General features: G+C 66.3%; 22 protein-coding genes. 4 read left to right on the top strand and 18 right to left on the bottom strand.

Annotation, left to right across the window (positions count from 1 at the left end):
* Window positions 1-115: 115 nt before the first annotated feature.
* The 4 genes from V7066_RS18915 to V7066_RS18900 all read left to right on the top strand — a co-directional run bounded on the left by V7066_RS18915 (window position 116) and on the right by V7066_RS18900 (window position 3,891).
* Window positions 116-1,165 carry an NAD(P)-dependent alcohol dehydrogenase gene (locus V7066_RS18915; protein ID WP_334184535.1) on the top strand — a complete coding sequence of 350 codons (1,050 nt, stop codon included), beginning with the start codon at window positions 116-118 and terminating at the stop codon, window positions 1,163-1,165.
* Between the two features lie 92 nt (window positions 1,166-1,257).
* A complete protein-coding gene (locus V7066_RS18910; RefSeq protein ID WP_334184534.1) occupies window positions 1,258-1,944 on the top strand; it encodes a hypothetical protein in 687 nt (228 codons plus the stop codon).
* A gap of 117 nt (window positions 1,945-2,061) precedes the next feature.
* Window positions 2,062-3,237 (top strand): MFS transporter, encoded by a 1,176-nt coding sequence (locus V7066_RS18905; RefSeq protein WP_334184533.1) that lies wholly within the window; start codon window positions 2,062-2,064, stop codon window positions 3,235-3,237.
* A 174-nt stretch (window positions 3,238-3,411) separates the two neighbouring features.
* Entirely contained in the window at window positions 3,412-3,891 is a 480-nt protein-coding gene (locus V7066_RS18900) for a MucR family transcriptional regulator (protein ID WP_334184532.1), read from the top strand.
* 87 nt (window positions 3,892-3,978) lie between these two features.
* Here the strand turns inward: V7066_RS18900 and V7066_RS18895 are convergent, their stop codons facing one another.
* From V7066_RS18895 to V7066_RS18810, 18 genes are all read right to left on the bottom strand, one after another.
* On the bottom strand, window positions 3,979-5,706 hold the full coding sequence (locus V7066_RS18895; protein ID WP_334184531.1) for a hypothetical protein: 1,728 nt from the start codon (window positions 5,704-5,706) through the stop codon (window positions 3,979-3,981).
* Between the two features lie 38 nt (window positions 5,707-5,744).
* Complete coding sequence (locus V7066_RS18890; RefSeq protein ID WP_334184530.1) at window positions 5,745-6,833, bottom strand: protein-glutamate methylesterase/protein-glutamine glutaminase; 1,089 nt, start codon at window positions 6,831-6,833, stop codon at window positions 5,745-5,747.
* Window positions 6,834-6,837: 4 nt separating this feature from the next.
* A complete protein-coding gene (locus V7066_RS18885; RefSeq protein ID WP_334184563.1) occupies window positions 6,838-7,650 on the bottom strand; it encodes a CheR family methyltransferase in 813 nt (270 codons plus the stop codon).
* Window positions 7,651-7,741: 91 nt separating this feature from the next.
* Window positions 7,742-8,218, bottom strand: a complete 477-nt coding sequence (locus V7066_RS18880; RefSeq protein WP_334184529.1) for a chemotaxis protein CheW — start codon at window positions 8,216-8,218, stop codon at window positions 7,742-7,744.
* Window positions 8,215-10,020, bottom strand: a complete 1,806-nt coding sequence (locus V7066_RS18875; RefSeq protein WP_334184528.1) for a methyl-accepting chemotaxis protein — start codon at window positions 10,018-10,020, stop codon at window positions 8,215-8,217. Before V7066_RS18875 ends, V7066_RS18880 begins: the two co-directional genes overlap by 4 nt.
* Before the next feature lie 71 nt (window positions 10,021-10,091).
* Complete coding sequence (locus V7066_RS18870; protein WP_334184527.1) at window positions 10,092-11,780, bottom strand: methyl-accepting chemotaxis protein; 1,689 nt, start codon at window positions 11,778-11,780, stop codon at window positions 10,092-10,094.
* 14 nt (window positions 11,781-11,794) lie between these two features.
* Entirely contained in the window at window positions 11,795-12,310 is a 516-nt protein-coding gene (locus V7066_RS18865) for a chemotaxis protein CheW (RefSeq protein WP_334184526.1), read from the bottom strand.
* A 4-nt stretch (window positions 12,311-12,314) separates the two neighbouring features.
* Complete coding sequence (locus V7066_RS18860; protein ID WP_334184525.1) at window positions 12,315-14,318, bottom strand: chemotaxis protein CheA; 2,004 nt, start codon at window positions 14,316-14,318, stop codon at window positions 12,315-12,317.
* A complete protein-coding gene (locus V7066_RS18855; RefSeq protein WP_334184524.1) occupies window positions 14,315-14,683 on the bottom strand; it encodes a response regulator in 369 nt (122 codons plus the stop codon). Before V7066_RS18855 ends, V7066_RS18860 begins: the two co-directional genes overlap by 4 nt.
* Window positions 14,680-14,991, bottom strand: coding sequence for an STAS domain-containing protein (locus V7066_RS18850; RefSeq protein WP_334184523.1), 312 nt, complete (start codon window positions 14,989-14,991; stop codon window positions 14,680-14,682). Before V7066_RS18850 ends, V7066_RS18855 begins: the two co-directional genes overlap by 4 nt.
* A gap of 132 nt (window positions 14,992-15,123) precedes the next feature.
* Window positions 15,124-16,179, bottom strand: a complete 1,056-nt coding sequence (locus tag V7066_RS18845; protein WP_334184522.1) for a serine hydrolase domain-containing protein — start codon at window positions 16,177-16,179, stop codon at window positions 15,124-15,126.
* A gap of 105 nt (window positions 16,180-16,284) precedes the next feature.
* Window positions 16,285-17,115: an alpha/beta fold hydrolase gene (locus V7066_RS18840; protein WP_334184521.1), complete on the bottom strand. Its 831-nt coding sequence runs from the start codon at window positions 17,113-17,115 to the stop codon at window positions 16,285-16,287.
* Between the two features lie 131 nt (window positions 17,116-17,246).
* The gene (locus V7066_RS18835) at window positions 17,247-18,254 is read right to left on the bottom strand and encodes a cytochrome d ubiquinol oxidase subunit II (RefSeq protein WP_334184520.1); all 1,008 of its coding nucleotides are present in this window, start codon (window positions 18,252-18,254) and stop codon (window positions 17,247-17,249) included.
* Window positions 18,251-19,639, bottom strand: coding sequence for a cytochrome ubiquinol oxidase subunit I (locus V7066_RS18830; protein ID WP_334184519.1), 1,389 nt, complete (start codon window positions 19,637-19,639; stop codon window positions 18,251-18,253). The genes V7066_RS18835 and V7066_RS18830 overlap by 4 nt, the downstream gene beginning before the upstream one ends.
* Before the next feature lie 12 nt (window positions 19,640-19,651).
* Window positions 19,652-22,024 carry an FdhF/YdeP family oxidoreductase gene (locus V7066_RS18825; RefSeq protein ID WP_334184518.1) on the bottom strand — a complete coding sequence of 791 codons (2,373 nt, stop codon included), beginning with the start codon at window positions 22,022-22,024 and terminating at the stop codon, window positions 19,652-19,654.
* A gap of 286 nt (window positions 22,025-22,310) precedes the next feature.
* Entirely contained in the window at window positions 22,311-23,105 is a 795-nt protein-coding gene (locus tag V7066_RS18820; RefSeq protein ID WP_334184517.1) for a carbonic anhydrase, read from the bottom strand.
* Between the two features lie 134 nt (window positions 23,106-23,239).
* Window positions 23,240-23,599, bottom strand: a complete 360-nt coding sequence (locus tag V7066_RS18815) for a hypothetical protein (RefSeq protein ID WP_334184516.1) — start codon at window positions 23,597-23,599, stop codon at window positions 23,240-23,242.
* Between the two features lie 32 nt (window positions 23,600-23,631).
* Window positions 23,632-23,946, bottom strand: a complete 315-nt coding sequence (locus tag V7066_RS18810; protein WP_334184515.1) for a hypothetical protein — start codon at window positions 23,944-23,946, stop codon at window positions 23,632-23,634.
* Window positions 23,947-24,069: the final 123 nt, after the last annotated feature.

Genomic DNA, 24,069 nt, shown 5'->3' with positions numbered 1-24,069 from the left:
CATCACCCTATTCGACGCGCGCGGGGATGATCTCCATTCCCTTGCCGCCTATCTGGGGCTGCGTGGCGGTTCCTGCCGTCTCCTCCCTCTCTCCCCGATCAAGGAACAAGCAACGATGACGAAAGCATATGGTGCCGTCACCGAGAAGACGCCGCTCGTGGCGCTGGACATCGAACGCCGCGCGCCCGGCGCGCACGACGTCGCGATCGACATCGCCTATTGCGGCGTCTGCCATTCCGACCTTCACCAGGCGCGCGGCGAATGGGCCGGCACGCTCTACCCCTGCGTTCCGGGCCACGAGATCGTCGGCACCGTCAGCGCCGTCGGCAGCGAAGTCTCCGCCTTCAAGGTCGGCGACACGGTCGGCGTCGGCTGCATGGTCGACAGCTGCCAGCACTGCTCCTCCTGCGACGAAGGTCTGGAACAGTATTGCGAGAACGGTTTCACCGGCACGTACAACGGCCAGACCGCCGATGCCCCCGGCCACACGCTGGGCGGCTATTCGCAGAGCATCGTCGTCAGCGACAAATTCGTGCTGAAGATCAGCCACCCCGCCGAACAGCTCGCCGCCGTGGCGCCGCTGCTCTGCGCGGGCATCACCACCTGGTCGCCGCTGCGCCATTGGAACGTAGGCCCGGGCAAGAAGGTCGGCATCGTCGGCATCGGCGGTCTCGGCCATATGGGCGTGAAGCTCGCCCATGCCCTCGGCGCCCATGTCGTGGCTTTCACCACGTCCGAGAGCAAGCGCGAAGCCGCGCTGGAACTCGGCGCCGATGAAGTCGTCGTCTCGCGCAATGCGGACGAGATGGCCGCCCACGCGAACAGCTTCGACTTCATCCTCAACACCGTCGCCGCCAGCCACGACCTCGACGCCTTCACCGCGCTGCTCAAGCGCGACGGCACGATGACGCTGGTGGGCGTTCCCGAGCATGCGCACCCCTCGCCGAACGTCGCGGCACTGATCTTCCGCCGCCGCGCGATCGCCGGCTCGCTAATCGGCGGCATCGCCGAAACGCAGGAAATGCTGGACTTCTGCGCGGAGAAGGGCGTCGTCTCCGATATCGAGATGATCGACATCAAGGATATCAACGAGGCCTACGACCGCATGGTCAAGAGCGACGTGAAGTACCGCTTCGTGATCGACAACGCCACGCTGGCGAACTGATCGGTTCCCTGGACGGCCCCGGCGCGCTTCGCGTCGGGGCCGTCCCTCGGTTGGCGCTTGACGGCGCGGCCTGTCGGTGTTGAATCGGCCCTGTGACCGATAGCCCGACCGATAGCCCCCAAGATTCCAAGACCGAAGCCAAGGCGAAAGCCGAGGCCCGCGCCGACGAAGCCGCCGCGATCCGGCGCCGCTGGATCACCCTCGGCGAAGTGCTGACGGTGATTGCCGTCACGATTTCCGGCCTGACGCTCTGGAACAACTGGAGCCAGCGCAGCGAGACCGAAGCCTCCAAGAGCGCCGATGCCCGCCGTGCCTCGACACGGGCGGCGATGCTCGTGCTCACGGCATCCGGCTCCGGCGACGATCTCGTCCTGAAGCCCGCCTCCGCCGACCAGTCCGTCCAGAGCCAGCGCGTGACTTTCCCGAGCGCGCTCGCCCTGTCGCCCGCCGAAACCACCGGCGAACCCCGAATCGAAGCCGCGTGGTTCGAACGCGCGCTGAAGAAGGCCCGCAAGGAAGCGAGGCTGCCCGACGATAGCCGCGGCGACGAACGCCTGCCGGTGCTCGTCACCACCCGCTTCCTGGTCGACGGCGCCTCGCACGAGGACTTGGCGGTCTACGACATCGGCTACAGCATCTCGGGCCACTGGCTGGGCGGCCACAGCATCACCCTGCGCGGCGTATCGCTGGTTTCGCATGTCCGCGAGCACGGCGCACAGGCCGCACTCGATGCCCGTTGGAACAAGTTGCTCCCGGCGAAACCCGCTTCCGACAAGTAATCGACGATTTCACCGCCGGGTGATTCCACCCGGCTTGAAAATGCGTGTCGGTTTTATCGCATTTTCCGAGTCACCGGGTAATTCCACCCGGCTTGAAAATGCTCTAGCGCGCCCCCCATGCAAAGACCTTGGCGCACCATCCTGTTCCTCTGGCTCGTTGGGGTGCTTGCCGCCGCGCAGCTGGCGAAATTCTCCACGATCGCACCGCTGCTGCGCGCCCGCTTCGCACTGACCCTGCCTGAAACCGGCCTGCTGATCTCGTTGCTCGAAGTGGGCGGCGCGACGCTGGGGTTCGTGGCGGGGCTGACATTGGGCTGGATCAGTTTCCGCCGGTCGCTGATCGGCGGCATGGCGATATTGGCCGCGATGAGTCTGCTGGAAGCCGTGACGACCGATCCCACCCTGCTGTTCGTCGCACGGGCGGCAGAAGGTATCGGCTATCTGCTCGTCGTCATTGCCGCGCCCACCGCGATCGCCGCCGTCGCCGACGATCGCAGCCGTCCCCGCGCGCTGGCCTTGTGGAGCACCTTCGTTCCCGTTGGCATCGCGATCGGCAGCGCCGTGACCGGAAGCGGCGCGGCATTTCTGGGTCTCGGAGGCATCCTGATGCTCTGGGCCGTCCTGCTGTCCCTGGCCATCGCGCCCGCCTCGCGTCTCCATCTCGGCCATGGCGGCACGCGGCAGATCGTCCTGCCCGCCCCAGCCGCCTGGATCTCGACTTTCGCCTTCGGAATTTACACCTTGTTCCTCTGTGCGCTGACCATGCTCCTGCCCAGCTTCCTGACCGAAATCCACGGCGCGACGCTGGGCGAGGCCGGACTTGTCGCATCGCTGGCCTCGCTCTCCGCCCTGCCCGCTTCGGGGCTGGCCGTCCTCCTGATCCGAAACGGCAGCCTTGAAGCCCGGCGGCTCCTCCTCATCGCCGCTCCCGCACTGGCGGTGACCGCTTTGCTGGTCCCGCCTGCCTTCGCCGCCTCGACCGGGCTTGCCGCAACGAGCGCGGTCGTGGTTGCCGCCGTACTCGTCAGCGGCCTCGTCCCGCCGCTGATGTTCGCCCGGCTGCCGGTCCTCGCCGGTGCGGCAAGTCCACACGATCCGCGCATCGCGACAGCCAACGGCCTGCTGACCCAGTTCGGTGCCGGAGGCGCGCTGCTCGGCCCGCCGCTGGGCGGCCTGATTGTCGAAGGCTGGGGTTGGACGGCACTCGGCGGCGCAATCGCCTTGCTGGCACTGCTGATGCTCGCATTGCTCGGCTTCGCGGAAGGGGCAGCGAAAAGTTGGCCACCGAAATAGGCCGTGCACATATTGTTTCGGTTTGGCATCGGAACTGCCGGTCACCCGCTCTATTCGGCCATGCCACTGTAGATAAATCAAGAAAAACTGGCACAAAAGTATTGCACCGTGAGGATTACGGTGTTTGTTATCTGTTCGGGTAGGCACTCAAAAACAGGCGGGTAACACATCGATATGCCACAAGAAGCGCTTCTGGAACTCACCACCGATATCGTTACGGCTCATGTCGGCAACAATGCCGTCTCGACGGAACAGCTCCCGCAACTGATCGCTTCGGTATATGCCTCGCTCGCAGGCCTGGGCGAGGCGCCGGAGGTCATCGAAGAGCAGATTTCACCTGCCGTTTCGATCCGTTCTTCGGTCAAGCCGGATGCCATTACTTGCCTGGAATGCGGCACCAAGCTGAAATCGCTGAAACGCCATCTTCTGACCACGCATGGCCTTACTCCGGAAGACTATCGCGCACGCTGGAACCTGAAGCCGGACTATCCGATGGTCTGCAGCGACTATGCCGCCAAGCGCCAGGCCCTTGCCATGGAAATCGGTCTCGGCAAGAAGGGCGGCCGCAAGCCGAAGGCCGCGCCTCAAGCAGAAGTCGCAGCCGAGAAGCCCAAGCCAAAGGGGCGCCGCAAGCTCGGCATCGCGGCCAACTGATTTCATCGCTAACGGCAAGTCATCGCCAGTAAAAAGGGGCGTTTCCGCACTTAGCGGAAACGCCCCTTTTTACGCCTGCCGGATTTCTCAGAACAGACCGTCGTCGAAGTCGTCATCATCGAAGTCGAACGGGTCGGAACTCGGCGCGGCTTCGGCGCCGGGCTGGAATGCGCGATGCACTTCGCGTTCGCGCGCCATCGTATAGCGCGCCGCGACCGATCCCAGCAAAGCGCCGAAGGCAGCTTCGCCCGCTTCCGGAATTTCCTCAGCCTCGCGGCCGAGGCCGGAAAGCCGTTCGGCAATCGCCGCCAGCGGACCGCCCACATCGTCCTCGCAGTCGATCGCGCCGGTGGTCTCTTCCAGGATCGCAGTTACGGAAACCGCGCCTTCGTCGAGGTCCGACAGGCCGGAACGCATGCGTTCGCCGCCCTCGCGGATGCAGCCCAGCGATTCCGTCAGCGCCGCGCCGGCATCGGCGGGAGCGTCCTCCTCCGAACCGCGAATGACGGCGGCGGCGGCGGTCAGCCCGTCGAATGACTGGGCAATGCCCGAAGCGATCGTTGCCAGAGTGGCTGCGAAACCGCGAATTTCGGACGCGACCACGGCCAGCCCGCGCCCTTCGGGACCCATGCGATAACAGCGCAGGTCGGTGTTCCAGGCCATTTGCTGCACGTCGCTGGTGATGCGGTGAACCGTCGCCAGTCGCTGCGTCAGATTTTCGGCGGTCGTCGAAGCAAGCCCGCTCAGGCGGTTCGAGCGTGCATCGGCCTCCCGCAAGCGTTCGGTGACGCTCGCCACGTCAGCCACGCTCCGCTCCAGCCGGTGGAGGAACACGCCGTCCCCCTCCCCGTCCCCGCCTTCCCGCAATTCGAGCAGGCTGGCCGCACTCGGGCCGATGCCGCGCAAGCTGCCCGTGAGCAACCGCGATTCCCGCTGGAACGTCTCCAGGGTGTCCGCCGCCTGCGCCGAAATCAGCGCCACGGCATGGTCTGCGATTACCGCCGCGACATCCGCCGAAAGGTCGCCGGGAGCGGCAATGAAGGCCTCGATATCGACCAGTCCGTCGGCCAGATGCTCCAGGCGCTGCCGCGTACTGTCGCCGACCTGGAGCGCGCCGAGCGCGGTGCCGACTTGTGCGCGGATATGGCGAGCGACTTCGGCGATCCGCAAGGCGCGCTCGGCCAGATCGATCTGGTGCCGCTGCAAGGCCACCGCATCGTCAGACAGCTTGCGCGGGATATGCGGGATCACCAGAGCGCATTCCCCGGCGAGTTGGCGCTCAACCTCGAACATGGCGGGCACGGCTTCGGCCAGCCAGGCGATCTCGCGCGAGAGGCCCTCCATTTCGGTTTCGCCGAGGTCCAGCTTGACGAACATAGTATCGGCAAAGCCGGAGAAGTCGCCCGACCCGGCCGCCGCCACCTTGATGTTGAGGCCGCAGATCCGCAGGAAGCTGAGCGTGCGGTTGACTTGGTCGATCTGGTGCGAAAGCGCCCCACTGGCCTGCTCGATCGAGACGAGCGCGGCTTTGCGCGTCGCCTGGATCTCGGGCAACTGCATCAGCCGGTCGGCCGTGCCGCGCATATTGCCCACGGCGGCATCGGCGGCGTCGCGCTCGAAGGCGTTGGTCACGTTCTCGAGCGCCCCGATCAGGCCCTCGACGATCTCGTAGGCCCGCGCCAGCGCCGTGCCCGCCGCCACGAAGCGCGCGTCGAGACCCGCCGCGATGGCGGCGATGGCCTCGCTCAGTTCCGCGAGCGAAGGTCCGGTGGCGGATGCCAGCACAGGTTCGGGGGCATAGGCGATATCGGTCATCGGAAATCTCTGTTCTGGGCCATGTTCTGGCATCGTCATTATCGGTTGGTCGCCGCCAGCAGTTCACGGGCGATGGAACCGAGCGGGATCACCCGGTCCGCCGCGCCGCGGGCGATGGCTTCCCTGGGCATGCCGAAGACGATCGAGGTCGCCTCGTCCTGCGCGAAAGTGCGGGCACCGGCCTGCTTCATTTCCAGCAGGCCCCGCGCGCCGTCGTCGCCCATACCGGTCATGATGACGCCCACTGCGTTCGAGCCCGCCGAACGCGCGGCCGAGCGGAACAGCACGTCCACCGAAGGACGATGGCGCGAGACCAACGGACCATCCTTGACCGAAACGTGATAGCGCGCGCCCTGGCGTTCGAGCATCAGGTGCTTGCCGCCCGGCGCGATCAGCACATGGCCGCGCAGCACCGGATCACCGTCGACGGCTTCCTTCACGTCGACTTCGCAGAGGCCGTTCAGGCGCTTGGCGAAGGCGCGGGTGAAGTTCTCGGGCATGTGCTGCACCACGACGACGCCCGGCGCATTGGCGGGCAGCGCTTCCAGCACTTCGCGCAAGGCTTCGGTGCCGCCGGTCGAGGCACCGAGGCAGACCACCATCTCGGTGGTGCGGCTCATTGCCCGTCCGCTCGGCGGCGGCAGCACGGCATCGGCGGTGAGCTTCTTGGCCGGACCTTCCGGCTTTGCCTCGCGCACCGCGGGCCGTCCGCGCACGCGGGCGCGGGAAGCGCCCTTCACCACGTCGCGGATCTGGAGATTGTGCTCGGCGAGATGGTCGGCCACGCCGATGCGCGGCTTCAGGATCACGTCCACCGCGCCCGCTTCCATCGCCTGGAGCAGCGTTTCGGAGCCTTCCTCGGTCAGCGAGGAGCACATGACCACCGGCACCGGGCACTGCGACATCAGCTTGCGCAGGAAAGTAATGCCGTCCATGCGCGGCATCTCGACGTCGAGGGTGATGACATCGGGCACTTCCTCCTGGATGCGGCGCGCCGCGCTGAACGGATCGGACGCGGAGCCGATCACCTCGATCTCCGGGTCTTCCTGGAGGATCGCGGTCATCGTCTGGCGCACGCTGGCGGAATCGTCGATCACGAGGACGCGGATCTTCTTGTTCGCGAGCATCGCCTCAGCCCTTCCGGAACACGGTGTTGGCCACTTGCGTCAGCGGCAGGTCGTGTCCGGTGATCGATTCCGAATGGCCGAGGAACAGGTGGCCGCCCGGCTTGAGGCAATCGACGAGCCGCGAAACCACCTGCTTCTGGGTCGGCTTGTCGAAATAGATCAGCACGTTGCGGCAGAAGACCAGATGCATCGGCTCGCCCACCGGATAGCGATCGTCCATCAGGTTGAGCCGGGCGAAGCCGATCGCGCTGCGCAGCGCCGGCACCATGCGCACGTCGCGCCGCGCCGCATCGCGCGGGAACATCACGTATTTGCGCTGGAGAGCATCGGGCACCGGATCGACCAGCTCGCGTGGATAGATGCCGGTGCGCGCGGTTTCGAGCACGTCCGTATCGAGGTCGGTGGCGAGGATGCCGTAAGCCGGGCCGCCCTGCGTCTCGGCATGATCGTCCAGCACCATGGCCAGGGTATAGGGTTCCGGCCCGGTCGAGCAGGCCGCACTCCAGGCACGGATCGTGCGGACGCCGCGCGCGGTCATCTCCGGCAGGATCACCTTGCTCAGGTAATCGAAATGACCCGGCTCGCGGAAGAAATCGGTCTTGTTGGTAGTGACCGCATTGATCAGCGACAGCCCCTCCTCCGCGAGATTTTCCGTGGCGAAGATATAGTCGCAGTAGTCGTCGAGGGTCTGCGCGCCGGTCGCGCGCTGGCGGCGGCGCAGGCGGCCTTCGAGCATGGTCTTCTTGCTCTCGGGCATCTTGATGCCGGAATATTCGTAGATGTAGGCCGCCAGCCGCGCGAAGTTGCGCTTGCTCATCGGGTCGCTGGCATGCGGGTTCCCGGCGGGCGAACTGCGAGTGGCTAAGGCGGCTGCGGTCATCTGTGCGGCTCCGGAATCAAGGGGTTCGTCAGGCAGCGGCGGCGGAGAGGCGCGAGGCTTCCTCCGCCGAGAAGATGCGCGCCATGTCCACCAGCACGGTGAAGCCTTCTTCGCGCTTCACCACGCCGCCGATATATTCGGAAGGCCAGCGCACCCCGACGTCGGGCGCGCCGCCGATCTGGTCGCCGCGGAAGCTGGTGACCTCGATCACGCGGTCCACCACCAGCCCGAGCGTGAGCACGCGGTCTTCCAGCGGAATGTCCACCACCAGGATGCGCGTCGCCGGGGTCGGCTCCGCCGGCGGCAATCCAAGCCGCAGGCGGAAGTCGATCGTCGTCACGCCCTCGCCGCGCATGTCGGTAAGGCCGAGCAGGTAGTCCGGGCCGCCCGGAATGCGGAAGGCTTCGCGGTGGTCGAGGATCTCGCGGACCAGCGCCACCGGCACCGCGAAGATCTCCGCCCCCAGACCGAACGTGACCGCCTGGATTTCCTGCTCCCGGCTCATGCCGCGTGCATCCCGAATGCGTCGTCGTGGTCGTCCGGACCGCCCATGGCGAGGTCCAGCGCGAAGCCGTTGGTCTTGCCCTGACCGTTGGCGGCGGAAGGACGCTTCACCGGTGCCTTGCCAGCTGCCTTGATCGGGGTCTTGATCGGGGCCGGCTTGCGCACATTGGCGGCAGCGCGGGGTGCCCGGCCGGCATCCTCGACGCGGAAGTAGGCGATCGAGGCCTGAAGCTCCTCGGCCTGCGCCGCCAGTTCCTCGGAGGTCGAGGAGATCTGCTCGGAAGCCCCGGCGTTCTGCTGCGTCACCTGGTCGAGTTGCTGGATCGCCTGGTTGATCTGGCCCGCACCGATGTCCTGCTCGCGGCAGGCGGCGCTGATTTCCGAGATCAACTCGGCGGTGCGGCGAATGTCGGGCACCAGCTTGGAGAGCATCTCGCCCGCCTCGGTCGCCGCGTCCACGGTGTTGGACGAAACCGCACTGATCTCGGCTGCCGCGCCCTGGCTGCGCTCGGCCAGCTTGCGCACTTCCGAAGCGACCACCGCGAAGCCCCGGCCATGCTCACCGGCGCGCGCGGCCTCGACGGCGGCGTTGAGCGCGAGCAGGTCGGTCTGGCGGGCGATTTCCTGGACGATGCCGATCTTCTCGGCGATCGTGCGCATGGCGCCCACGGCACGGTCCACCGCCACGCCGCTGGCTTCCGCGTCCTGCGCGGACTGGCGGGCGATCTTTTCGGTCTGCACCGCGTTCTCGGCGTTCTGCTTGATGTTGGCCGACATCTCTTCCATCGAGGCCGAAGCCTGCTCGGCGGCAGCGGCCTGCTCGGTCGCACCCTGCGAGACCTGCTCGGAGGTCGAGGAGAGTTCCTGGCTGCCGCTGGCGACATTGTTGGCGGCCACGGTGGCATCGCCGACCACGCCGCGCAGGCGCTCGATCATCCGGACCAGCGCATGGCCCAGCGTATCCTGCTCGGACAACGGCTTGTGGGTGACGGTCAGGTCGCCGTCGGCGATCTTGTCGGCCAGGGCCGCGCTGAGGCGCAAGTTGGCGGTCATCCGGTTGACGGTATCGACGAGGTCCTTGATCTCGTCGTTCGAGGTCACTTCCACGTCGTTGTCGAGGTCGCCGATGGCCACCGCGTTGATCGCATTGCCCACCCGGCCGAGACCGCGCGAGACGATCAGCGAGATCCACACCGCACCGGCCAGCGCGCCGATGATGGCGACGGCGGCGACGGTCAGCAGCGTGGCCCGCGCCGAGGAATAGAGCGCGTTGGTCTCGTCATCGACCTGCCCCATGTCCTCGCGGGCGCGCTCAACCAGAGCATCGGTCTGCTTGCTGACCCGGTCGAGCACTTCGCGGGCACTGCCAAGCGCGAGCACGGCCGCCTCGTCGTTCTGATTGGCGCGCGCCATGCCGCGAATGCGGGCATCCAGCGGCTTGAAGCTCTCGAACGAAGTCCGCATCTCGCGCCAGGTCTGCTTGGTTTCAGGCACTGCACTCGCTTCGCCCTCACCCAGCAGTCGTTCGAATTCGGACAGCGACTGCGTTGCCTTGTCGTCGAACTCCTTCACTTGCGCGGGATCGTTGGTCATCGTCATGCTGCGCTCGTTGCGCGCCAGCGTGCCGAACACGACCTGGACCTGCTGCGCACGGTCGAGGCGGGCGGCGGGGCCGTTGATGAGATCAGTGATCGCGGTGTTGAGCGTGCTCAACCGCGTCAGGCTGACGCCGACGACGACCGCAAGCAGGATCAGGATAATGGCGAAGGTGACGCCCAGCTTCATTTTTATTGTTGCGCGCATGGCAATGGGAACCCTGAAAAAGGGATGGGGGGAAAGTCGGTAATCGGGATCGAATGGTGCGGGCGGAAGCCTCAGGCCGCGTGGGTGCTGAACGCGTCATCCTCGCTGTCGGGACCGCCGGTCGAAAGATCGAGCGCGAAGCCGCGGGCGCGCGCCTGCTGGTCGGCGACCGAAAGCGCACGCGGATTGCGCGCCGGGGCCGGAGCCGCCTTGCGCGGTGCCGGAACCGGCTTGCGGATCGGCGCGGGCGCCACGGCGCGGCGGCTGCCGCTTTCCGAGGTGCGGAAGTAGGCGATCGAAGCCTGAAGTTCCTCCGCCTGCGCAGCGAGTTCTTCCGACGTCGTCGAGATCTGCTCCGAGGCTCCGGCGTTCTGCTGGGTCACCTGGTCGAGTTGCTGGATCGCCTCATTGATCTGCGAAGCGCCGATATCCTGTTCGCGGCAGGCCACGCTGATCTCGGAGACCAGTTCGGCGGTGCGGCGGATGTCGGGCACCAGCTTGGAGAGCATCTCGCCCGCCTGGGCGGCGGCCTGCACGGTCTCGGTCGAGACCGCGCCGATCTCGGCGGCGGCGTGCTGGCTGCGTTCGGCCAGCTTGCGCACTTCCGAGGCGACGACCGCGAAACCGCGACCATGTTCCCCGGCACGCGCCGCCTCGACGGCCGCGTTCAGCGCGAGCAGGTCGGTCTGGCGAGCGATCTCCTGGACGATGCCGATCTTCTCCGCGATCGTGCGCATCGCGCCGACCGCGCGCTCGACGGCGACGCCGCTCGATTCCGCATCCTTCGAGGACTGGCGGGCGATCTTCTCGGTCTGCGCCGCGTTGTCGGCGTTCTGCTTGATGTTGGCGGCCATCTCTTCCATCGAGGCCGAAGCCTGTTCGGCGGCGGCGGCCTGCTCGGTCGCGCCTTGCGAGACCTGCTCCGAATTGGCCGAAAGCTCCTGGCTGCCCGCCGAGACGTTCTCGGCCGCCACGCCCGCATCGCCGACCACGCCGCGCAGGCGCTCGATCATCGTGTTCACATGGCCGAGCAGGTCGCCGATCTCGTCGTTGGAGGTCACCTCGACCGTGCGAGTCAGGTCGCCCTCGGCCACCTGCCGCATGGCGTCCCCGGCCGCCTTCAGGCCGCGCGCGATCAGCAGCGCGAGATAGGCGGCGGCGATCAGGGTAATGAGCACGGCCGCCACGCCCATGCCGATCATCAGCGACCGCGCCGATCCGTAAGTCACTTCGGTATCGTCATCGGCCTGGGTCATCTTGCGCTGCTGGGCCTGGACCAGGGTCTCGACGGTCTTGGTCACGGCCTGGGCGCGTTCGCGGGATTCTCCCATCGTCAGCGTGGCGGCGGCGGCCTTGTCGCGGCCGCTGAGTTCGCTGACCTGCTGGTTCACCGGCTTGAACGCATTCCACTGCTCGCGCAGTTGCGCCCAGGTTGCGCGGGTGTCGTCCGAGGCAACCGCATTGGCCTGCTCGACGTCCTGCTCGACCCGGTCGCGCCAGGTGGTGATGCGCGTTTCCAGCTCGCGGCGCTCCACCGGGTCCTCGGTGAGGACAAGGTTCTTTTCCGAGCGGACCATCATGCTCACGCCGCTGTCGATCGCGCGGGCGCGGTCGAGTTGCTTGGCGGGGCCCGTCACGATCTCGCCGATGGCGTCATTGAGCGTGGTGAGGCGGGAAATGCCGACCAGAATGGTCGCGGTGAGGATGATCAGCAGGAGCCCGAAGGTCCCCCAGAGCTTCAGCTTGATGGTTGCGCGCATGGTGGCCCCCCGGCTCAGTGCAGTGTGGATGGCTGGCCGGCAGCGGAATCGCTTCCCCCGGTCAGCGAACGAAAGATCGCGGCAAGGTCGGGCAGGACGACGACGCCGTCCTGCCTGCGGACCAGTTCGCGGACGAAATCGCGGCGCCAGCGCATGCCGACGGCAGGCGGCTCCTCGCTGGCGTCACGTTGGAGCGTGGCCACTTCGTGGACCTTGTCGGTGCGGATGCCGATCTGGAAGGTTTCGCCTTCCGCTTCGGTCTCGATCACGACGATGCGGCTGTCGACGGTCGCTTCGGCCGCCGGCATGGCGAAGGCCAGGCGGAGGTCGGCGATCGGGATGATCTTGCCGCGAAAGTTGACGACGCTGCCCAGCAGCGGTGCCGCGCCGGGCACACGGGTTTCGGGCAGCAGGTCCAGAATCTCGCGGACCAGCGTGGCCTCCAGCGCGAAAGTCTCCTCGCCGAGGTTGAAAGTCAGCACTTCGAGACGGCCTTCGCCGTCCCACTGCGTGGAAGTCGGTTCGGGCATAAGCTTATCCGGCGGCGCGCAGCCGCTCCTCCTGGTTCTGGCCGAGCAGGACGAGCTGCGCGACATCGAGGATCAGGGCGACGCCGCCGTCACCCAGGATCGTGGCGCCCGCAAAGGTCGCAACGTCGCGGTGCAGCGGAGACATCGACTTGATGACCGTCTGGTGGCTGCCGATGATCTGGTCCACCACCAGCCCGACGCGTTCGCTGCCGGTGGCGATGACGACGATCTTCTGGTGCGGATCGGGCCGCGTGCCGGTGTCGAAGATCTCACGCAGGCGCAGGAACGGCACCAGCCGGTCGCGCAAGGTGATGAAGCTGCGTCCGCGCGAACGCAGGTCTTCCTCAAGGCTGAGTTCGAGGCATTCCTCCACCGCGCCGAGCGGGATCACGTAGCGCCCCTCGCCCACGCGCACGAGCAGCCCGTCGATGATCGCCAGGGTCAGCGGAATGCGCAGCACCACGGTGGAGCCTTCGCCCGGCGCCGAGGTGATGTCGATGGCCCCGCGCAGGCTCTCGATCGTGCGCTTCACCACGTCCATGCCGACGCCGCGGCCGGACAGGTTGGTGACCTGCGCCGCCGTGGAGAAGCCCGGATGGAAGATCATCTGGAGCAGATCGTGGTCGGAAATCGACTGGCCGGGCTGGATCAGCCCCTGCGATTCCGCCTTGGCGCGCACGCGGGCACGGTCGATGCCGCGCCCGTCGTCGCGGATGGTGATGAGCACCTCGCCGCCCGCCTGATGGGCCGAGAGATGGACCTGCCCCGCTGCGGGCTTGCCGGCTGCCAGCCGGTCCTCGGGCGTTTCCAGCCCATGGTCGCAGGCATTGCGGATCAGGTGGACCATGGGATCGGCCAGACGCTCGATCATGGTCTTGTCGACTTCGGTGGTCTCGCCCTCGGTGGAGAGTTCGATGGTCTTGCCGGTCTCGCGCGCCAGATCGTGGACCAGACGGCGGAAACGGCTGAACAGGCTGGCGACGGGCACCATGCGCAGCACCATCATGGTGTCGCGCAGCTCGCCCGCAAGCCGCTCGATTTCCTCGGAGATCGAGCGCAGCGCCAGTTCGTTGCCGACCGCGGCGCCATGGCCGCTCGCAAGCTGAGAGAGGCGGCTCTGGACGATCACCAGTTCGCCCACGCGGTCCATCAGTTCGTCGAGACGTTCCGCAGGCACGCGCACGCTTTCCCCGGCGGGCTTGGCAGGCGTGCGGCTAGCAGGACCGTCCTGCGCCGCCGTCGGCACATCGACTGCGGGCGCAGCCGCTGCTTCGACGGGCACTTCCGCCGGTACGTCGATGCCCGCCCCGACCTCCAGTGGTTCGACGGTCAGTTCCATGTCGTCCATCACGAAGATGAACACGTCGTCGATGTCGTCGCGCGAGATGTCGCCGCGCAGTTCGACGTCCCAGCCGATGTGGCATTCGGTCGGCACCAGTTCCGCCAGCGGCGGAATGGTGTCGGTGCGCGCGACGATCCGGCATTCGCCGAGATCGCGCAGCTCGTCGAGCAGCATCAGCGGGTTGGTGCCGTTGGCCATGGCCTCGGCGGGCAGGCGGAAGAACAGGCGCCAGCCCTTCGGCGCAGCGGCAACAGCAGGGGCGGGAACGGCGGGAACAGACTCGCTGCCCGAAGCACCGTCGATGGCGGCCTGAAGCTGCGTGAGGATCGCCGCACCCGCGCTTTCCAGGCCCGCTCCATCACCCTCGATCAGCGCGCGCATGTGGTCGCGGGCCGAGAGGATCACCGCCACCAGTTCCTGCGTCGCCGGGGCCAGCCCCTTGCGCACGCGGTCGAAGGCGGTTTCGCAGTGGTGGGTGAACTCGGCCAGCGCATTGAAGCCGAACATCGCGCCCGAGCCCTTGAGCGTGTGCAGCCCCCGGAACACTTCGTCGATCAGGCCGCGATCGTCGAGCCGATGGCCGAGATCGAGCAGGCCCTGCTCGATCTGGTCGAGCAGGTCGCCCGCCTCGACGCGGAACGCCGCGATCGGGTCCTGCGTGCTCACCGGCCCAGGACCTTGCGCGAGACCTTGATGAGCTGTTCGGGCACGAAGGGCTTGACCAGCCAGCCGGTCGCTCCGGCGGCCTTGGCCTGCTGCTTCATCGCGTCATCGCTCTCGGTGGTGAGGAAGATGATCGGAATGCCCGCCTGCTCCGGCGCCTTGCGCAGTTCGCGGATCATCGTCAGCCCGTCCATGTTGGGCATATTGAGATCGGTGATGATCAGGTCGAACCGCTTGCCGCCTGCCGCGGCCAGCCCCTCGACGCCGTCGCCCGCTTCGGTGACGTCATAGCCCGCGCCGGTCAGCGCGATGCGGATCGCCATGCGCAGGCTGGGGGAATCGTCGACGGTAAGGATAGAGGCAGTCATTGCGGCAGTTCTCCGTGGAACCAGAATTCGAGATCCTGAGGGGTGAGGTCCGTGAGGAAGCCCGCGCGTTCGAGCAGCCGGACGACCGCGCCCCCGGCAGGATGCGTCAGGCGCAAGTCGCGCCCCGCCCGCGTCCACTGATCGCGGGCAGCGTAGAGGATCTCCACAAAGGCAAGATCGACTTCGTTCAGCGCAGACAAGTCAAGATCTAGATCCCTCTCCGTATCGTACTCGGCGGAGAGAATACCAGCGAATTGGCGAGCGGAACGCACCGTCACCGAATCCGGTACTACCAAGGACTGGCGCATTACTTCCTCTGGAATTTCGCCGACGGAAGAAATCGCGTCGGCGCGAACGGGGGGATGTTCTGATTCTAGAGGAATTCCGGGAGACACGGACTTTCAAACCGTATTTTTTCGCCCCGTGCCGCGTGTTCGCCCCTACCGCCGGGAGGACGTCCGGCACCTGCCCGCAGTCGTTTCGGCTTCGAGCAGGGCTTTCAGGATCGCTTCGGAACGGCGCTGGCCATAGCCTTTACCATAAGCCGAAGAGGTAACGGCAATGACGAGACGGCAGGCGGGAACGACGTAGATCTTGTTGCCCCCGTTCCCCGAGGCGAAGGAAACGTCGATGGCGGCTCCATCGACGCGATGGGTCTTGCCGTACCAGAAGTATCCGTAGGTGTCGGCGTAGGCATCGTCGGCAGCGATTGTCACGTGGGGCGCGGTCATGTCCGCTATCCACCGCGCGCTGACCACCTGCCGGCCCCGATAGCGCCCGCGATTGCGCACCGTCTCGCCCAGCACGGCAAGGTCACGGACAGTGAGCCGGAGATTGCCCTGCCCCTTGGTCATGCCCGCGGCATCGGCGTCCCAGTGCCACCGCGCGATCCCCAGCGGCGCGAACAGATGCTGTCCCGCGAATTCCGCCATCGTCGATCCCGTCGCGCCGGCGACGGCCAGTCCCGCGACATAGGCGGTAACCGAATTGTAGCGATAGCGCGTGCCCGGCGAGTCCGCCCGAGGCACGCCGCGCACGAAGGCCGCAGGATCGGGCGCGGCGTCCATCCGGTCCTCATTGCCGGGGGAGGCGGGGTCCTCGTCGAAGGCGGCGAGGCCCGAGCGCATCGTCAGCACGTCGCGCAGCGGCACCGGGCCGATCGCACTGCCTGCCGAGGCAGGCCAGTAGCGCGACACCGGATCGCCGAGCGAGTGGATCGCGCCCCGATCGACCGCGATCCCCGTGACGAGCGCCGTCACGCTCTTTCCGGCGGAGCGGATGTCGTGCAGTTCATCGGGCACAGCGCCGTTGTAGTAGCGTTCCGCGATCCGCCTGCCCCCGCGCAGCACGACCACGCCGCGCAAGTCGGGATGATCGTCGCGGTCCCAGCGTTCCAGGACCGCCGCCACCTCATCAGGCGTCGCTGCCCCGGCAGGCGTCACGGACGCGCAGACCGCGACCGCAGCTATCAGAACGATGCCACCGCTGCCGTGCATTCGCCTTGCTCCCCCTCGACCGACTCGCGGACCGGGAGGATAGCATCCCTTCGATGGTTTGGGATGGCGGAGAAGGCAGCCCCTCCCCGCCATCGCAGATCCGCGTCAGGCCTTGATGAAGGCCAGGATCTCCGGATTGAGCACGTCCGCATGGATCGTCAGCATGCCGTGCGGATAGCCGGGGTAGGTCTTGAGCACGCCGCGCTTCAGCAGCTTGATTGACAGCAGCGCCGCGTCGGCGATCGGCACGACCTGATCCGCCTCGCCGTGCATGACGAGGGTGGGGACTTCGATCGCCTTCAGGTCTTCGGTGAAGTCGGTTTCGGAGAACACCGCGATGCAGTCGTAATGGGCCTTGGCGCCGCCTGCCATGCCCTGGCGCCACCAGTTATGGACGGTCGCCTCGATGACCTTGGCGTCGGGAAGGTTGAAGCCGTAGAAGGGTCCGCTCGCGACATCGCTGTAGAACTGCGCGCGGTTGGCGGCGAGAGCGGCGCGGAAACCGTCGAACACGGCAAGCGGTGTGCCGCCCGGATTCTCGTCCGACTGGACCATGATCGGCGGCACGGCTCCGGCCAGGACCGCCTTGGCGACGCGGCCCGGCTTGGCACGGGCGACGTAGCGCGCAGCTTCGCCGCCGCCGGTCGAATGACCGATGTGCACGGCGTTCCGGAGGTCGAGATAATCGGTGAGTTCGATCACGTCGGCGACATAAGTATCCATGTCGTTGCCGGTGTCGGTCTGGGTCGAACGGCCGTGGCCGCGGCGATCATGGGCGATCACGCGGAAGCCTTCGCCCAGGAAGTAGAGCATCTGGGCGTCCCAATCGTCCGACGAGAGCGGCCAGCCATGGTGGAACACGATCGGCTGCGCGTCCTTCGGACCCCAGTCCTTGTAGAAGATTTCGGTGCCGTCGGCGACTGTGATGGTGGGCATATCGAAGCTGTCCTTGGCTCTTGGTTGACGATCGGCGCAAACCGACACGCTTCCATATGAGCCGGATATTCCCTTCGGCGAGCCATGCGCGAGCATCACCGGGACTGGACTTTCGTATAGCCGCACCGCTCTCAGAGCGTCTCGCGCGGGCCGATCTTGCCCCGGAAAACCCAGTAGCTGTAAGTCATATAGGCCAGGATGACCGGGACGATCACGATCACCGCGCCTGCTACGATGGCCTGGGTGCGCGGCGAGGAGACGCCTTGCCGGATCGTCATCACCCCGGGAATGGCATCGGGCCAGATGCTCGCCCCGATCCCGGCGAGGGAGACGACGAACAGCACGATACTCGCTGTGAACGGCAACCATTGCCGCTCGCCCCACAGCCCGCGCCAGGCGGCAAGCCAAGCGATGACGGCCGCGATCGGCAGGGGAGCCAGCAGCAGGGCGGACGGCCACGCAAACCAGCGCGCCGCGACATGGGGGAACATGATCGGGGTCCAGATGCTGACCAGCGCGATGGCCGCGCCGGTGGCCAGCAGCGCCGGACGGGCGATCTCGCGCGCGAAGATCCGGGTATTACCTTCGGTGCGCCAGATCAGCCAGCCCGCGCCCAGCAGCGCATAACCGGCGACGACGCCGAGGCCCGTCAGGCAGGAGAACAGGCTCAGCCAGTCGAACGGTCCTCCCGAGAATTGCCTGTCCGTCACCTGGATATCGCCGCCGATGAAGGCGCCGAGTACGGCACCCTGGCAAAACGCCGCCAGCACGGAACCGGCGGTGAAGGCGATCGACCAGGTCAGTTCGAGGAAACCTTCCTGCGCGCGGAACTCGAAAGCGACGCCGCGCAGGACCAGTCCCAGAAGCATCAGCGCCAGCGGCACGTAGAACGCCGGGAGCAGGATCGAGAAGGCGACGGGAAAGCCTGCCAGCAGGACCATGCCGCCCAGCACCAGCCATGTCTCGTTACCGTCCCACATGGGGGCGAGCGAGCGCATCATCACGTCGCGGTCGCTCGTGCGCGGCGCGAATGGGAAAAGAATGCCGACGCCGAGGTCGAAGCCGTCCAGCGTGACGTAGAGCGCGATCACCACGCCTGCCGCGCAGGCGAAGAATGTCGGAAAATCGATCCAGCTCATCGGTCGGCATCCTTCCGGGGCGAAGTCAGGCCGATCGCCCCGGCCTTGCGCCCCACGAGAGCGACCGGGCCGGGACTGGCCGGTCCCTTGAACACCATGCGCCCGGCGTAGAGGAAGAAGCCCAGCAGCAGCAGGTTGTAGAGCACCAGCGCAATGCCCAGCGATGTGGCGACGGCGCCGCCTGCCACCGGCGAAACCGCGTCGGAAGTCCGCAGGAAGCCGTAGACCACGTAAGGCTGCCTTCCGATTTCGGTGACCATCCAGCCCGCGATCGTGGCGATGAAGCCCAGCGGCACACCCGCCATGCAGATCAGCAGGAAGCGCCGCGAGGCGAAGAGACGCCGCCGCACCCTCAGGACCAGCCCGGTCACGGCAATCGCCAGCATCGCCATGCCGCAGCCGACCATCACGCGAAAGGCGAAGAACACCGGCAGCACCGGCGGCTGCTCGTCGGGCGGCACTTCCTTCAGGCCCTTGATCGTGCCGTCCAGCGAATGGGTGAGGATGATGCTGCCGAGCAGCGGCACTTCGAGAGCGAAGTCGTTCTTCTGCGCCTTCTGATCCGGCCAGGCAACGAGGTTGATCGGCGCGCGCGACATCGTTTCCCAGCGTCCCTCGATCGCGGCCAGCTTCATCGGCTGGTACTGCCGCGTATTGAGGCCCTGCTGATCGCCAAGGACCATCTGGAGCGGCACCAGCACGACCGCCAGCCACAGCGCGAGCGAAAAACAGGCCCGCGCCGCGTTCTGCTCTTCCTTCCGCCCGCGCCAGAGCCAGAATGCGGACACGCCGGCGACGACGAACGATCCCGTCACGAAGCTGGCAGTCAGCATATGCGCCAGCCGGAACGGCATCGACGGATTGAACACGACGCCCCAGAAGCTGGTGGCGACGAAGCGGCCGTCCGGCGCGATCGTGAAGGCGGTGGGGGTCTGCATCCAGCTGTTGGCACTGATGATCCAGAATGCCGAGATCACCGTGCCGGTCGCGACGATGGCACAGGCAGCAAGATGGAACCTGTCGCCGACCCTACCCTGCCCGAACAGCATGACGCCGACGAAGCCCGCTTCGAGGAAGAAGGCGGTCAGCACTTCCAGCACGAAGAGCGGGCCGATCACGTCGGCCGTCATTCTCGCGTAGTTCGACCAGTTGAGACCGAGCTGGTAGGAAATCACCACCCCGGTCACCACCCCCATGCCGAAAGCCAGCGAGAAGATGCGGATCCAGAAGCGCTGGAGCTGGCGATAGGCCGGATCGCCGGTGCGCAGCCAGGCGATGCCGAGGAAGACGATGAACCATGCCAGGCCGATGGTGAAAGCGGGCCAGAGGATATGGTATCCCATGGTGAAGCCGAACTGGAGGCGCGAGAGGATCAGGGCGGACATCGAGCGGCTCCTCTATGCGGCGGCGTTGGAGGCGCGCCCCACGAGGCCCTCGCGCACGACCGTGCTGCGTGCCGCGTCTTCCGGTCCGGCGCGGCGCAGGCGCACCGGCATCGACTTGTAGGACGGCGTCAGGCAGTCGGGATCGTGATGCTCCAGCGCGATCAGCGGCTGGGTTTCGGGATAATAGGCTCCGCAGCAGCCGTCGGGCAGGTCGTAGCGCACGACCGTCAGCGCGCGGACGATGCGGTCCGGGCGCGCAAAGGCCAGCGCCGCCTCGACATTGACCAGATCGCCTTCCGCAAAGCCCAGCCGCGCCATGTCGCGTTCATTGAGGAACAGCACGTCGCGCCGCCCAAAAACGCCGCGATAGCGGTCGTCGAGGCTGTAGATCGTCGTGTTGTACTGGTCGTGCGAACGCATGCTGGCAAGCCGCAGGACATCGTGATCCGCGGCCGCCAGGTCTTCCTCCAGATGGTCGAAGAGCAGGAAATTGGCCTTGCCGGTCGGCGTCTTCCAGATCCGCATCGCTGCCGAATTGACCAGCTGGAACCCGCCGGGCTGCCGGATCCGGGCATTGTAGCCCGCGAAGTCCGGGAACACGCCCTCGATCTTGTCGCGGATCAGGGCATAGTCGCCGATCAGCGCTTCCCAGTCGACCGGCACCCGGTCGCCCAGCGTGGCCTGGGCGAGCTTGCGGATGATCCAAGGTTCCGAGCGCAGTTCGCCCGAAGGCGGGTTCAGGAACCCGCGCGATGCATGGACCATCGACATCGAATCCTCGACGGTGATCGACTGGATTCCGGTCGCCTGGATATCGGCATCGCTGCGTCCGAGAACCGGCAGGATATAGGTCGCGCTTCCCGCTCTCCGGCCTGTCAGTAGGTGCGTGCGGTTGAGCTTGGTCGCCATCGATACGGCCAGATCGAGATTGCGGAACGCCGTATAGCAGGCCTGCGGGTCCGGCGCGGCCACGGCCAGATTGCCGCCCAGGCAGATGATCGCCTTCGAGGCGCCGTCGCGCATGGCCGCGATCGCATGGACCACCGAATGGCCGTCGTTCGCGGGCGGCTCGAAGCCGAACGTGCGCCGGATGCCCTCCAGCAGGGCCGGAGACGGCAGTTCGGTGATGCCGACCGTCCGGTTGCCCTGGACGTTGGAATGGCCGCGCAGCGGGCAGATTCCCGCGCCGACCCGCCCCATGTTGCCGCGCAGGAGCAGGAGGTTGGCGATCTGCTGCACGTTCGCGGTGCCGGTGCGGTGCTGGGTGATGCCCATGCCGTAGCAGACGATCGCCGCACTCGAGCGCGCATAGGCCCGCGCGACGCTTTCCAGATCGGCGCGGGACAGTCCGCTCGATGCCACGATATCCTTCCAGAGCGCGGCGTCGAGGTCGCGCACGAATGCCTCGAACCCGGCGGTGTGCCCGGCGATGAAATCGTGGTCGAGCACCCGCGCGCCGTCCTCGGCCACTTCCTCGCGGTCCATCGCGACCAGCGCCTTGCAGATGCCCTTGAGCGCCGCCGCATCGCCGCCGACCTTGACCTGGAAGTAGGTCGAGGCGATCGGCGTGGATGTCATCGTCGCCATTTCGAGCGGCTCCTGCGGCGCCTGGAAGCGCTGCAAGGCCCGTTCCTTGAACGGATTCATCACCACGATCGTCGCCCCCCGCCGCGACGCCGCGTGCAACGAAGTCATCATGCGCGGGTGATTGGTGCCCGGATTGTGCCCGATCGAGAGGATGAAATCGCAGTGGTCGAAGTCTTCGAGGGTGACGGTGCCCTTGCCGATCCCGATCGAGCGCGGCAGGCCCACCGAGGTCGGCTCGTGGCACATGTTCGAGCAGTCCGGGAAATTGTTGGTTCCGAACCCGCGCGCGAAAAGCTGGAACAGGAAGGCCGCCTCGTTCGACGCGCGGCCGGAGGTGTAGAACTCGGCCTGGCCCGGATGGTCCAGCGCGTTCAGGCGCGTGGCGATATCCGCGATCGCCTCGTCCCATTCGACCGCCTCGTAATGGTCCGTTTCGGCGTTGTAGCGGATCGGGTGGGTGAGGCGCCCCTGCCCTTCCAGCCAGTGATCCGGCCGTTCCCATAGCTGCGAGACGCTGTGCTCGGCGAAGAATTCGGGCGGAACGCGCTTGGCGGTCGATTCCCAGGTGACGGCCTTGGCGCCGTTTTCGCAGAATTCGAAGGCCGAGGTATGCTTCGGGTCAGGCCAGGCACAGCCGGGACAGTCGAACCCGGCAGGCTGATTGTTCTTCAGCAGCGTACGGGTTCCCTGGGCGACGATCTGCTCCCGCTTCAGCGCAATCGCGACAGCCTTGAGAGCGTCCCAACCACCTGCGGGTTCGTCGTACTCGCGAATTCCATCGGGGCGTTTCTTGTCCATTCATGACAAGTTGGGCGGCGACCTTGGCATCGCTTGTAGATAAGCGGCATCTTGTCACGGAACCGATGGAGAATTAGGCTGCGACCGGAACTGCCCATTGCAGGACGATCGGCGGTCATTCGAAGCGCAGGGCGGCGAGATCCGGGTCTCGACTTCGCAAGGCCCGGGCACGCAGGTCAGCTTCACGCTGCCGGTGCACCGGTGTTCGAAAACCTATTCGTAGACCTGATGGAGATGCGCGGCCGACCGGCCGCGCACCCTTACCCAGAGAATTCGGAATGAAGCCTTAGAGCCAGCGAACCCGGCCCGTCGCAAGCTCATAGACCGCGCCGACGACCTTCAACTCACCGCGCGCCTGCGGATCGATCAGCATCGGTTCGGAATAGGTCTGCAAGCGTTCGACCATACGCCGAACGTTCTCTTCGATGGCCGCATCGACCAGCTCTTCTTCCCCGGCATTGCGCTGCGCCGCGAGGACGGCCGGAATGATCGGCTCGACCATGCGGCCGATGCTGCCGGGAAAGCGAACGTCCTTCCTCACCACATCCGCTGCCGCTGCGACAGCGCCGCACTTTTCATGACCGAGCACGACGATCAGCGGCACGTTCAGGACGGCCACGGAATACTCGATGGACCCCATCCCCGCCGCATCCACGTTGTTGCCAGCGGTTCGCACGATGAACAGTTCACCCAATCCAGCGCCGAACAATTGTTCGGGGCCGACACGCGAATCAGAGCAACCCACCAGCGTCGCGAAGGGCTGCTGCCCTTCCGCAAGCGCCAGGCGGCGCTCACGCGATATGTCGGAATCCGCAGGCCGGTCAGCTACGAAAGATTCGTTGCCGTCGATCAGCCGCTGCAGCGCCTCGTCCGGTGTCGGCTGAGCAGGAAGCGTACCGCTTGACGTCGCCATGAGAATTCTCCTCGTTGATTTGCAAGAACGGACCGGGAGATGGTCATCTTCGATCACAAGCGATTGGCTCGTTTGTGACGATTGATGTCCGACAACCCCGCCATCGCGCCAGCTTCGGTCCAGCAGCCTGCCCGCCCATTCCGGCGAACGCAAGGCGTTTGCCGTCATGTGGACGGACGGGCCGCGTCACCCGTTCGCGCGACATTCGCGCGCCGAACACAGCGAACTCGTGCATCAAAAGGGAGGCGCAGTACCCGAGCTATCCCAATCCGCGCGAACGCGCTTTCTCCAGCCCGTGGCATTCACTGATAGCGAAGCTTGTTCTCGAACCCTTCATTGGCTTTGGTCATCTTGGCAATCTTCCGGAGGGTTCCGCGGACATGTCGTTCGACGCGGCGATCATCGTGGATGCCGGTGATCCGATAGTCCTCCTGATCGAGCAGTTGCTTGATCCGAAGCGCAAACGCGGCCTGTTCGCTCTCGCGCGCGGCGGCTCTCAAGCTTCGGCACACCCACTCTTCGGCGGCCGCCTTGTCATAGTCGTCCTCGGCCCCATACCCTTGCCTGTCGGCCGTCGCCTGATCGCGGGCCGCCGCCTCGATGCGCGCTTCCAGCCACATCGAGACCAACTCGCTGTCCCACGGTTTGGACGAAGCGCTCATCGATCTCTTCCGATCCGGCAGATCGTCATGATTCAGTTGCCCTCCGCATCGACGGAAAAGACCATGGGCTTGCCGCGAGAGGCGGGCTCCCACCCTGCTTGCAACGCAGCCCGGATACCGCGTGACACGAGCGCGTCGCTGATCTGGAGCCGCCCTCGCGGCAGACCTTTCACCAAACGCTTGGGAGCGGGGAACTCCAGCACGGCTTCGCGCTGGGTTTGCTTGCGGAGCAGCGCAACGGTCATGCCCCTCCAGCCTTCAGCATCCCCCCACTGCGGTTCACTGCGAAGCTCCCATTCGTATTGGAGCCCATCCACCTCGACGATACCGGCTGTCTTGTTTGTCATAGCGGTCGCCTAGCAGGTCTGCGCGCGCGAACCACCCTTCGATTTTCAGGAAGGAACATATCGTCGCCGGACAGAGGGGGCCTTCGAGCGGCTTGCTGACGGCCCCCACACTCCGTTCTTGTT

Origin of the sequence: Novosphingobium sp. (assembly GCF_036820275.1) — a bacterium.
Classification (GTDB): Bacteria; Pseudomonadota; Alphaproteobacteria; order Sphingomonadales; family Sphingomonadaceae; genus Novosphingobium.
Note: the sequence above shows the minus strand (reverse complement) of the source record. Positions and strands in the feature narration are given on the sequence as shown.